This is a genomic window from Psychromonas sp. KJ10-2 (assembly GCF_047323255.1).
GTDB lineage: Bacteria > Pseudomonadota > Gammaproteobacteria > Enterobacterales > Psychromonadaceae > Psychromonas.
On the sequence record NZ_CP178827.1, the window covers coordinates 2,108,830 to 2,121,210 of the forward strand.

At 37.8% G+C, this 12,381-nt stretch carries 9 protein-coding genes and 1 pseudogene; 3 read left to right on the forward strand and 7 right to left on the reverse strand.

Annotated features, from left to right (window positions below; genetic code table 11):
• Nucleotides 1-508: 508 nt before the first annotated feature.
• A pseudogene (locus ACLKL2_RS10180) lies at nucleotides 509-2,028 on the forward strand (polysaccharide lyase family 7 protein).
• 863 nt (nucleotides 2,029-2,891) lie between these two features.
• Here ACLKL2_RS10180 and ACLKL2_RS10185 read toward each other — a convergent pair.
• Nucleotides 2,892-4,688 (reverse strand): sodium:solute symporter family transporter, encoded by a 1,797-nt coding sequence (locus tag ACLKL2_RS10185; RefSeq protein ID WP_113819291.1) that lies wholly within the window; start codon nucleotides 4,686-4,688, stop codon nucleotides 2,892-2,894.
• A gap of 764 nt (nucleotides 4,689-5,452) precedes the next feature.
• On the opposite strand from ACLKL2_RS10185, the gene ACLKL2_RS10190 reads away from it, so the two are divergent.
• On the forward strand, nucleotides 5,453-6,196 hold the full coding sequence (locus ACLKL2_RS10190; protein WP_413691521.1) for an oligogalacturonate-specific porin KdgM family protein: 744 nt from the start codon (nucleotides 5,453-5,455) through the stop codon (nucleotides 6,194-6,196).
• A gap of 221 nt (nucleotides 6,197-6,417) precedes the next feature.
• Here the strand turns inward: ACLKL2_RS10190 and ACLKL2_RS10195 are convergent, their stop codons facing one another.
• From ACLKL2_RS10195 to ACLKL2_RS10210, 4 genes are all read right to left on the reverse strand, one after another.
• Nucleotides 6,418-6,696 carry a hypothetical protein gene (locus ACLKL2_RS10195; protein ID WP_413691522.1) on the reverse strand — a complete coding sequence of 93 codons (279 nt, stop codon included), beginning with the start codon at nucleotides 6,694-6,696 and terminating at the stop codon, nucleotides 6,418-6,420.
• 8 nt (nucleotides 6,697-6,704) lie between these two features.
• Nucleotides 6,705-7,142, reverse strand: coding sequence for an exonuclease domain-containing protein (locus ACLKL2_RS10200; RefSeq protein WP_413691524.1), 438 nt, complete (start codon nucleotides 7,140-7,142; stop codon nucleotides 6,705-6,707).
• Nucleotides 7,143-7,162: 20 nt separating this feature from the next.
• Nucleotides 7,163-9,025 (reverse strand): putative nucleotidyltransferase substrate binding domain-containing protein, encoded by a 1,863-nt coding sequence (locus ACLKL2_RS10205; RefSeq protein ID WP_413691526.1) that lies wholly within the window; start codon nucleotides 9,023-9,025, stop codon nucleotides 7,163-7,165.
• An 87-nt stretch (nucleotides 9,026-9,112) separates the two neighbouring features.
• On the reverse strand, nucleotides 9,113-9,826 hold the full coding sequence (locus tag ACLKL2_RS10210) for a FadR/GntR family transcriptional regulator (RefSeq protein WP_113819287.1): 714 nt from the start codon (nucleotides 9,824-9,826) through the stop codon (nucleotides 9,113-9,115).
• Nucleotides 9,827-10,111: 285 nt separating this feature from the next.
• On the opposite strand from ACLKL2_RS10210, the gene ACLKL2_RS10215 reads away from it, so the two are divergent.
• On the forward strand, nucleotides 10,112-10,348 hold the full coding sequence (locus ACLKL2_RS10215; protein WP_413691527.1) for a hypothetical protein: 237 nt from the start codon (nucleotides 10,112-10,114) through the stop codon (nucleotides 10,346-10,348).
• Nucleotides 10,349-10,429: 81 nt separating this feature from the next.
• On the opposite strand, the gene ACLKL2_RS10220 is transcribed toward ACLKL2_RS10215, so the two are convergent.
• Nucleotides 10,430-11,281 (reverse strand): thymidylate synthase, encoded by an 852-nt coding sequence (locus ACLKL2_RS10220; RefSeq protein ID WP_413691528.1) that lies wholly within the window; start codon nucleotides 11,279-11,281, stop codon nucleotides 10,430-10,432.
• Nucleotides 11,278-12,117: a prolipoprotein diacylglyceryl transferase gene (lgt, locus tag ACLKL2_RS10225; RefSeq protein WP_413691529.1), complete on the reverse strand. Its 840-nt coding sequence runs from the start codon at nucleotides 12,115-12,117 to the stop codon at nucleotides 11,278-11,280. The genes ACLKL2_RS10220 and lgt overlap by 4 nt, the downstream gene beginning before the upstream one ends.
• Between the last annotated feature and the right edge of the window lie 264 nt (nucleotides 12,118-12,381).

The window sequence follows — 12,381 nt, forward strand, 5'->3', positions numbered from 1 at the left end:
TAATAAAACTATATCAAGGCCGAACTTTTAGAAGTTCGGCCTTTTTTATGGGAGTCATATTATTTATTAGTAACCATCGCACCTCAAACATACCTCCGAAAACCATCATTATTACATCAATATTCAGTGCCTAGTTATCAATTTTGAACGTTGCTTTTAGGAAGAAATTTCATTTGTATTATAATTAGATTCTATTGTTAAACCGAGTCAATACAAAGCGAATTAATAACAGAGAATCTTTATTAACTATTATGAAAATGGATGTCATACAGTGAAATATAAATTAATAAGTAGTGCCATATTGTCAGTATTCCTTAGTGCGTGTGGTGGTAGCGGCGGTAGTGCTAGCAACAGCGTAACGGATACAGATTCATCTAATTCAGATAACGCAAGTTCAACAGGCTCATACTCTGGTGTACCTTACGACTATGTGCAATATATCAATGCACTTAACAATGCCAAATTGCAGCAGAACAACCCATCAACAAGCGCCTCAACTTCCGAGGTGGTGGATGCTGGTGAGTATAATGGGTTTGATAATGATTACTTTTATGTAGACTCAAGCACTGGCTGGTTAACCTTTGAGATGACGGGGGATAGCAAACGATCTGAATTGCGCTTTGTTGAAAACTTTAGAACCAATACCTCTGAAATATCGACATTAAGTGCAGAAATATTACCTATTTCACCTGAACAATCTGTTGCGGCCAGTGGTGATGGACAAGAGATGACATTAATGCAGGTGCATAATAAAGGCGAAAATGGAGAAACCGATGACACGGTCTTATCTCATCCATTACTGCGTATTGTTTGGGATGGTGAAAGCCGTACAGATGATGATACAGGAGATTCCTACAGTAATGCATATTGGGCAATCATCAAAACCAATGCCTACGAATGTAAAGACGATAGCAACCCTAACTACAATGATAACTGCCCTGATTCATATGATTTTTATTATTTAGCTGATTACGACGAAAGTAATGCAACAGAGTTTGAAATTGAAGCAGGTGATAGCACCTTAATAATCAATGTTGATGGTGATGAAAAAGTTAATATCGATATTACCTACTGGGATAACCTATACAGTTACTTTAAAGCCGGTGTTTATAATCAATATGAAGATGGTACCAGCACGGTACAATTTAAAAGCCTCACTTATAATGGAGCAACACTACCAAGCGCAGAGCTAGATGCCTCTTCAGCGCCCTCTGATAACTTTGAACTTAATGACTGGAATTTAAGTATCCCAACCGATGATGACAATAGCGGAACAGCAGATACCATTAGTGAAGATGACTTAAGCGATGGTTATGAAGACTTTGAATACTTTTATACCGATACAGAAGATGGTGGCATGGTGTTTTATGTTGAAGTAGACGGTTATAAAACCTCAACAAATACCTCTTACACACGTACAGAACTGCGTGAAATGTTACGTGAAGGTGATACAAGTATTTCAACAAAAGGGGTTAATGAAAATAACTGGGTATTCTCATCAGCCCCCACCAGCGAACAAGAGAAAGCAGGCGGTGTTGATGGTATTTTAGATGCAACCGTTGCCGTTAACCAGGTTTCAACTACTGGTGAAAGCTATCAAATTGGTCGCGTTATTATCGGTCAAATACACGCTAATGATGACGAGCCAGTTCGCCTTTATTACCGTAAGCTGCCGGAAATGATAAAGGGTCTATTTACTTTGCACACGAGCCACGCGATGGTTATGGCGATGAAGTTTGGGTTGATATGATTGGCAGTCGTGATAATAACGCCAGTAATCCAAGCGATGGTATTGCCTTAGATGAACCTTTTTTCTATCAAATTAAAGTGGTGGGTAACACATTAACAGTAACCATCATGCGCGATGATAAAGATGATGTAATTGAAACCTGGGATATGAGCGATAGCGGCTATGATGAAACAGGCCAGTACATGTATTTCAAAGCCGGTGCTTATAATCAAAATAACTCAGGGGAAGATGACGAAGCTGCACAAGCAACCTTCTACTACCTAAACAACCGTCATTAATTAATAACTCATAAAGCCTAAACTAAACAAATGTTAATAACCTCTGGTCAACAAGCTATCTTGTTGCCAGGGGTTATTTTTATTCTGCATAACCTTCTTTAACGTCCCTACCTTAATACAACTGCTTATTCTTGTATGACAACTGATCAATTAACTTCAATCAATAAAACACAACTAGTCTGTTTAATAACTTCTGTGTCGCTTGCTGCTATCCAACATCATTATAAAATATATAGTTGAGTGTTCTATGTTTCTAGCGTTTGGAAAGATATTGGACAGAGGCTATCACTCTTTGTCTGCAGTAATACCAATTGTATTAAATAACTGATCTAAATTTTGCGCCGGAAAAATGGCTTAGTTTGAGGCGTAAGTTGATGTAAATGGTTGTTCCCTATACGAAACTTACAACGAAAAAATAAGTTGTTTTAACAAGTAAAATAGATCAGTTACTTACTATGATTGGTATAATACTCAGAAGAAAATAAAGTGAGGTGATTAGCGATAATCTAACCTTAGAAGTAAACCATGAAGCATTATTCAACCACCGCTTAGCCACAAGCACAATCTTGTTCAGCCTTTCAGTATACGAGTGATCACATGAGAAAATGAGCTGAGTAAGCTCATAGGGTGTAAACTATCACTACCGACAACTACTAGGATATACAAGCTCAGACCCTCCATAACGCGAGACTGCCTTCATCCCTCATTTCTACCACATAACCAGTTGATCACTTCCTTATCTCATACTCACGCTTAAAATAACTAACCTACAAACTCATGATGCCACCTAAATTTTACGCAAAAAAAAGCGGTTAGATAATCTAACCGCTTTTGCTATTTGAATTTAATGGATGCTAACCTGATTAGTCCATTTCTGGTAATCGGTCTTTATCTCCATCGTCATCATCTTCGTTGACTTGGCTAACTGCTTTAACAAGTAGTAGACCAACAGCGAACACGATACCACCACATAATACAAAGATTAGACTCTCCATGAATGGGTTTGGTAAGAAGAACATTGCCATGATACCAACACCAGCAGTACCAATTAACATACCTAACATACGACGTTGCTTGTTATCTAAGTGTGCTTGAGCAGCAGACGTATTATGAAGCGGCGTTGCTAGATTCGTAAAGAAAGTATCAACGTCTTTCTCACGCTCAGCAGATAATGGTTTGTAGAAGAACATAGTCGCACAGAAGAAACCACCTGTGATAACAATGTGACCTAACAGACCCAGACCTACTTTAAGATCTTTCCATTCACGTCCCGTTAACGCTGTATCTAAGTTAAACCAGTTTTGGATATCCGTTGCTGAGATAACAAGACCTACGTAGTAAGATACACATGCACCTACAATTAACGTTGCCCATGCTGCCCAGTCAGGTGTTCTACGGATAAAGAAGCCACAGAATGCTGGTACTGTCATAGGGAAGCTGATTAATGCACCTACATACATCATAGTATCGAATAAGCTCAATCCTTTAAGCGAGTTAATAAATAACGCCACTAGGATAATGATTAAACCAAATACCGTTGATGTAATTTTAGAACACGTTACCAACTCTTTCTCTGTCGCTTTCGGACGTAAAACAACTTGATAGAAGTTTTTCACAAAGATACCAGAGTTACGGTTTAGACCCGAGTCCATTGAAGACATGGTCGCAGCAAACATTGCAGAAATAAGTAAACCTACCATACCTACTGGCATGTATTCATCTACAAAGTACAGGTAAGCGTAATCGGCTGCTTTTTTACCTGCATCTGGGTACATCGATGTTAAATCAACACCTGTAGATGCTAGGAACCAACTTGGTAGGAACCAAATTAATGGGCCCATCGTCATAAGTACACAAGCTAAAAGCGCTGCTTTACGTGCATTTTTTGAATCTTTTGCCGCAAGGTAACGGTAAGAGTTAAGCATATTATTAGTAATACTGAATTGCTTAACAAAGATAAAGAATGACCATAATGCAAAAATACTAAAGTAGTTAATTTCTGTACCAATTAGGAAAGTCACTTCACGCGTTTGCTCAAAACCTTCGATGATGTTTGAGATACCACCACCTTGATTAAGCGCTACAATCGCACAAGTAATAGTTACCGCCATGATGATAACCATCTGCATAAAGTCAGATGCGATTACTGCCCATGAACCGCCCGTTACAGACATAACTAATACAACAATACCGGTTGCCCAAATGGTCGTTTCAATGTCTACACCGAAAATACCAGAAGCAATAATAGCCAGACCATTCAGCCAAATACCTGCGTTAATAACGCTGTTTGGCATACCAGTCCAGGTAAATACTTGCTCATTTTTGCTACCAAAACGCTGGCGTACTGCTTGAATAACCGTTACTACACGTAATTGGCGGAACTTAGGAGCGAAGTAAGCGAAGTTCATGAAGTAACCAAATGCATTGGCCATGAAGATAATCGCAACAGTAAAACCATCGTTGTATGCTTTACCTGCAGCACCTGTAAATGTCCAAGCACTGAATTGGGTCATGAAGGCAGTTGAACCTACCATCCACCAGAGCATGTTACCGCCCCCTCGAAAGTAATCGCTTGTATTAGTGGTGAACGTTCTAAACATCCATCCAATTGCAATAAGGAATAAGAAATAAACCCCTACTACTAATATATTAAAATCCATATCGAGACCCTTTAGTTATTTATAATTAGCAAAACCATATCCCAGAGAGAAGATTAATTGTATTACAATAATAAAAGTATGTGATTGAAATCATATTAAATAGGCAGGTATAGCAAAGAATATAATCTAGATCAGGTTTCAGTTAAGAAGATGCCACTATATAGTGGCTGAATGAATTTATTCACTAACCTGAATATTTAGTCATTCCAATAACCCTTATATTAAGTTAACAGCTCAAAACTAATATCAATAGGGCCAATCAAGGCCCTACTATTACTAGCCTTATTCAATAACCTCAAAATAACAGAGCCAAAATGGCTTAACGTTAAAAAATCAAAAATAATTTCAATTATTGCTGTGATCCAGCGCAACAAAAAATAAAAACTAGCTTAATTCATCATATTAATTAGTCACAAAAGTGTTACACAGCTCTCTATCCTAGCGAAAAGCCATGATTTAAAAAAACCAAAAATCAACCACAAGCTGTTGATAAAAAAACAATTTATATTAATTCACTAAAAAGGATAATTTTAGTACAAAAAAAGTTAGAGCGAACTCACAGAACAATTAGCCAAAAATTATGTATTCTATTTGTATTATGAAATGCCAATTAAAACGGTATTTAATAAATATTTTAAGTTTTAATATTTACGGAATTACAAGTTTGTTGTGGTTCTTAAAAATAAGTTTTGCACTGTTCATACCTGCAACAATAAAACTCAAAATATAAATAACTTTATATTACATCAAACTGGAAGATAATCATGAAACTACAAAATAAGTTAATTTTTGCTGTTGCAACTACAATGCTCTCTGGTGCAGCATCTGCTGCTACTATCGATTTCCGCCATGAATACAAGGCTGATAACGAACAACAAGCAAGCCGAGTTAAGCTAAGCAACAACTTTAGACCTATAGAAGATATGAAAGATCTTAAAGTTAACCTTGGTATAGAAATGAAGTTCGCTAGTTTCGATAAAACAGACACGCTCGATGACACTTACCTGACTGAAACTGAGTTAGATATGGGCTTAACTTACCGCATTGGTAAATGGCAAATCAAACCAGGTATGCCGATTGCGTTAACAGATCGTAAAAGAACCTTTAAACCACAAATTCGTGTTGTTTATAAATCAGACTTTGGTTTACAAACTGCACTACGTTACCGTCATGAATTCGCTAACTACTCAGATCCAACTGATGGCGATACTAACGTAGAAACAGGTAATAAGGTTAATCGCCCAACTAAATCTAAAGTAACGTTAACTGGTTCATATAAAGTTAAATCACTACCAAATCTAAAATTAAGCTACGAAGCAAACTACGTGAAATCGTGGGATAAAGTAAGACAGTTTGATAATAAAGATTGGGAATATGATGCAGGTATCATTGTAGGTTACCAATTTGGTGATTGGCGTCCATTTGCTGAAGTATGGACTGTTGATGAAAGCTCTAGCTCTAGCAAACGTCAAGCTCGTTACCGTGCCGGCATTAAATACAGCTTCTAATATAAGGGGCAAACAAGTTTAAAATGATTAATTGAGTCTGATCATTTCTAGCCACTTACTGAGTAAGTGGCTTTTTCATTTTAACATAAGTTGTTAACTTACAATCGCTAAAGTACTAGATAGCTAATCGCTATCCAATACAATCTACAAAGCGATTTCTATCAACGATATAAACAACCATTACTGCTACTCACGGTAAATATTTTACTGACCATCGACAATTATAACGCACGTGTACAATCAAATTTCATATAACGCACAGAGGAATCTGCCCCTTCAAAATGTTGTTTGAGTAACGCTAAATAAAGCTCCCCTGTGGCCAATGAATCAACTAATGCACCATGTGCAGAGTATTCAGGTAAATTGTGTCGCTCTCGCACACTACCAAGGCGAAAATCATCAGTACCGTTATTATCTTTATAAATATGCAAAGACTTTTCCATCTGTAAGGTATCGACCCACAATAACGGCAAAGGGGGTAACTGGTAGCGCTTCGCCATATAATGATTTAAAAACGCTTTTCTACTATGCTCCCATGAACAATAAGTACCTTGCCCACCGCTTCAGCTAACATTGCATCTAATACCACATGCCACGCTTCGCCTTTTTCTAGCATTTCTGGAACGATATGATTAATCACTGCCGTTTCAGCTTTGACATTTTTAGCCGTATGGATCAGGGTTTCTACTGCTTCAGATAACAACAATTGTTGATTGATTAAAGGTAAATAGCCCACACTCAGTAATGAATCCGCTTTAGGGTTAAAGCCTGATGTTTCAAAATCCAGTGACAAGTAATCCAATGAATAAATATCATCATCCAAGTCTGGTAATGGTGCTTCTAATAATAGGCGTATATTATCGGGCACTTGATGTGTAGACAAATATCGCTCACGTTCCCGCTGTAACTTAGTAAGTGGATGAAAATAATTAAAAATACGACGCATAACTTTTGTCTCTCACCAGTTTACTGACGATTGAATTTCAGTTTTGTATATTCCTGTAAGTCAGCAATAATCCTGAATGCATCTTTCAAATGCTTTCTTTCAAAACTACCAAAGGCATTCGGGTCAATGTGATTATCTGCCACTCGCCCTTCTTTTAACGCTGTAAATTGATGTGATAAACGTACTTGAGTAATAAACTGAAATGCTCCCTGTACATTTTTTAGCATATCTTCACTTAATAAATCATTATCATAGGCATGCTGAAAACGCGCCATGGTTTCGGCTTTTTCTGAGCCTGAGGACAAGCCATAAATACGCGCTAAATCGACTAATAAACTTAACGCAAACTTTTTAATATTTAAGGTTTTAGAGTTTTCACCGCTTTTTTCTAATACTAAGGAATTGAAAATTCCTAAAGGCGGGTTCACTGAAACAGAATCTTGTACCATAGAAGATAAAAATACGTGTGAAGATTGAATACTGCTGAATAGATGTGCTTGTAACTCTTTATTGAAGCTTTCATTGCCGTATAGCCAACGCGTCTCTAAAAACACTGTCGCATTCAACAAACTATCGTATTCTGGATTAGCAACCCATTTACTGTAGGAGGCTTTCCATACTTTAAGAGGCATACACCATTTAGGGTTCACCGCCATAAATTTACCGCTACATAAAGGGTATGCACAAGCATCAAGGGCATTACATACCCACATGGCTAAGCCTTGGAAATAAATGCGATCTGCTGCCGTAGCATCATCAGCTAAGATAATTGCATTATCTTGATCCGATAACATATGCACCTCATTACGCGCATGTGATCCAGCAACAATCCAAGCAAATTCACAAGGAGGTTTACCAAAATGCTCCTCAGCAATCTGTAATAAACGACGATTATAAGCATCCATAATCAAGGTCATTACATGGCCAATAATGTCACCACTTACCTTGCCTTCTACTAAAGCTTCAAAGATAGCTTGGCGCTCTGGCGTTAATTTTGTTAGGTCACCCACTGTCTTGGCATATTTTATTTTTTCAATCAAAAAGACAGCTTGGATCCTATTGTTTCTAACCAGGTGCGTTGTCGTTAATACCCCTAATACATTGTTACCTTCGACAACAGGTAAGCTTCGTACATTATTCTGCATCATTATTGATGAGGCTTTCAATACCAGATCATTTGGCGCAACGGTTAATGGGTTGGGCGTCATTATCTCTTTAACAGGACGAGTGTAATCTAACCCTGCTACAATCACCCTTTTTGTCATATCTCGGTCCGTTACCAAACCTACTATTTGACCATTTTCAGTGATCACTGCCGTTGGTGAGCACACCGCCATGATCTGTTCTGCCACCTGTCTAATGGGTGTACTTGAATCAGCAACCACAATTTTATCACTGGCAACTTCAGAGACTTTTTTAACAAAGATACCTTTTTCACTATCCGACCACACTACGTCCAAGGCAGAGTGCAAACGTACTTGTACGTTACTGGCAAAATGCTCGGCAAAATCTGGATATTCTTCTAACAGGTTTAATAAATCGGAATGCGGTACTAGGTATAACAGCGTATTTTCTAATGCGACAGCCGTGTAATCTTCTTGCGACTCTTTTTGCTCGGAAAGAAAAGTAAAGCCAAATAGATCCTCTGATCCTAATTTTGCTCTGAGCATACCATTGTGTTTACGTTGCTCCATAGAGCCTGTTCGCACGACATACAAATAGCGTAACTCATGCTCGCCACCAAACTGAATCTGCTCACCCTTAGCGAGATAAGTAATTTTAATACAACAGGCAATTTTGCGTTGCAGTTCTTTTGGCAATTTATCGAAGGGATCAATGGTTGCAAGAAAGTCATGGATATTAGGTATTAGTGTTTGAGGCATAACTCGTCCTTTAAAAATACTGTCATTTTAAGGCGAAAAGCCACGCTTCTTAATGAAGAATGGCTTGTAAAAAGTCTATATGGAATCTTAATCTGTACTGGGTAAACGACGCTTACTTTTATTTAACAGCTCAATATTTGCTTGTCTCGCTTTATCAGCATCACCGGCCATGATTGCCGAGTAGATTGCACGATGCTCATTGATACAAGTGCTGCCTCGTATTGAGGAGTGAGTAATGAAACTTTTAAACATGGTGCACAGTACATTCGCAAATGGCAGATAAAAACTATTGCCCGTTGAGAGAAAAATCAGACGATGAAACTCCATATCGGCATCAGTCCAAGCCTCTAAATCAAAATCTTTAGAGATATCGTCCATCTGCTGAAAAGTCGCTGATAACAAAATACGTTGTTGAGCCGTTGCATTTTCAGCAGCTAACGCTGCAGCTTCTGGCTCTAACGCATTTCGCAGGGATAAAAAATCTCGATAAACGGCATCATTGTCGCCCAAGCCTGTTAACCAATCTAATAATTGCGAATCAAGAAAATTCCAATTTTCACGGCTAGTTACTCGTGTCCCGACTTTTGGCTTGGATTCTAATAACCCTTTTGACGTTAACAATTTAATCGCTTCCCTTAAGGACGTTCTGCTTACCTTAAATTGCTCACATAAAGCCATTTCACCAGGAATAATCTCATTTTGAGCAACCTCTCCAGATAATATTTTACGAGCAATTTCGCGCGCTACCTGCACATGTAAGCTGCGTTTTACTCCTGCTATTTCTACAAATGCATTCTGCATAAGATTCCTTCCTATAGTAAAGTCACTTAATAGTAATACAAATAAACACTGTTTGGTATCAGTGTCACCCAACCTATTTGTCTTCTGTGATTTATATAGGGTAAAAAAAGCCTTATTTTGTATTATATGTGAACTAATACTCTCCCTTTTAATCAAGTAACTTAGTGATAACAAGTGCCTTAACCAACAATTTAGAGGTGTTTTTGTTCACAAAAAACACAAAAATGGTATAACCTATTAGGATTAGTTTATTATCATGAAGATAATGTAAAGTTAAGGATGACCATGAAAACAATGACCTGTAGACAACTTGGAGGTGCCTGTGAGCAATCCTTTCAAGGCGAAACATTAGAAGAAATAATAGAGCAAAATAAGCTCCACATTGTAGAAATGATGATGCAGCAGGACGAACAGCATATTGAAGCAGCGCGTAAAGTAAAAGTATTAATGGAAGATACTGAGGCGAAAAGAGCATGGTTTGCTAATAAACAGCAGCTCTTTGATGAATTACCAGAAGATTAACCTTTAAGTTAAATATAAAAACTAAAAAGCCTAATAAATAACACTATTTATTAGGCTTTTTATTATATATTCACAAATCAATTAAACAGAGAAGGGATACTTAATCGCTTCGTGACACTGATAGCCAACCACTTCAAAATCATCCATCGTTACCCAAGTCTCTAGATCTTCCAATGAGGTAATTTTAGGATTAATTTTCAGCTGTGGTGACGGGAAAGGTTCACGCTTTAATTGTACATCTTGCATCAAGGTTAACTGATCTTCATAGATGTGTGCATTAACAATTTTATGGTACGCCTTACCCGCTTTTTTACCGGTGATTTGTGCCATTAACGCTAGAAAAGCAAACACTTGAACTTGATTAAAATTTAGGCCAAGGGGTACATCACAAGAGCGCTGATAACTGGTTAAATGTAGTGTGTCACCCAACAATGAAAAAGTATGGGTGTGCATACATGGACGTAAACAACCCATATCAAATTCACCTGGATTATAAAACGTCAGGATCTCAGCGCGGTCATCAATACCGTTTTTTAGATTATCGACAATTTTTTTCAGCTGATCTAATGTAGTACCGTCAGGTTTTGCCCAAGCGCGACCTTGTACACCGTATACTCGCCCCATATCATCTTCACCTTTACGGTGTTGATTGCTCAACCAAGCATCATTTAAATTAGCATTAGCATCCCAAGTTTTCGTGCCTAAAGCACGAAAGTCAGCGGCATTATCGTAACCACGAATATAACCAAGAAATTCAGCAATCGCAGACTTATAAAAGCTCTTACGTGTAGTGATCATTGGGAATTGATTATTACCAACATCATATTCTAAATCAGCGTTAATCACGGTTAAACAACGTTTACCAGTGCGCTCATTTTCAATCCAAGTGCCTTGATCAATAATACGCTGACATAATGCTAAATACTGTTTCATGATTGTTTACCCTTTGCTTTTTTACTCGTTTCATTTACCTCAGAAATAGGATTATTTTTATATGCATATACCATCAAAATGGCACCGATAATGATCATTGGCAATGATAAAATTTGCCCCATACTCATATTAAACGTTAGCAAACCTAATTGTGCGTCTGGTTCACGTGCAAATTCAATAATAAAGCGGAAAGTACCGTAACCTAATAAGAATAAACCAGCCACTGAACCAGCCGGTTTTGGCTTGCGAATAAATAAAAATAAGATGATAAACAGTGCAACACCTTCTAGAGCAAATTCATATAATTGCGAAGGGTGACGCGGTAATGGCCCAGCATTATAGAAAACTACACCAAATGGAGAATCTGTTACACGTCCCCATAGCTCTGAGTTAATGAAGTTACCGATACGCCCCGCGCCTAAGCCAACAGGCAGTAATGGCACAATAAAGTCACCAACAGATAGAATTGAACGTTGATGACGTTTAGCGTAAATAATAATCGCAGTCACCACACCTAATACGCCGCCATGGAACGACATCCCGCCTTCCCAAATTCTAAAGAGGTACATCGGGTTATCAATGAAGGTTGGGAATTGATAAAACAGCACATAGCCAATACGCCCACCTAAGATAACGCCCATAAAACCTGCAAATAACAGGTCACTGGCTTGTTCGCGTGTCCATACGCCATTGGATTTATCACAAACACGGTTTGCCATCCAAAACGCAAAGGCAAAGCCAACAAGATACATCAATCCATACCAACGAATATCAAGTGGTCCAAGACTAATAGCGATCGGATCGATCTGGGGTAATACATAATGAGATGAGGACATAATTTACTCTAATTGGGGAATTTAGTGCGCGTATCATATCGTAATTTCACAGGAAAATAATCAGAGATTTCTTTATCAAAGAAAAAACTAACTCACTTCGATAAATAGTCATCTTATCTATTATTTTTTATTAAATGGCAAAAAATAGTAATTACCGCATTAATTTCACGCTATTTATGCTATTTTCTGCGCCAAATTATGATCTGTATTAATTTTGATAACAGATTACTCACTACAATCACTCAGTCATTTGTAGTCACAGCG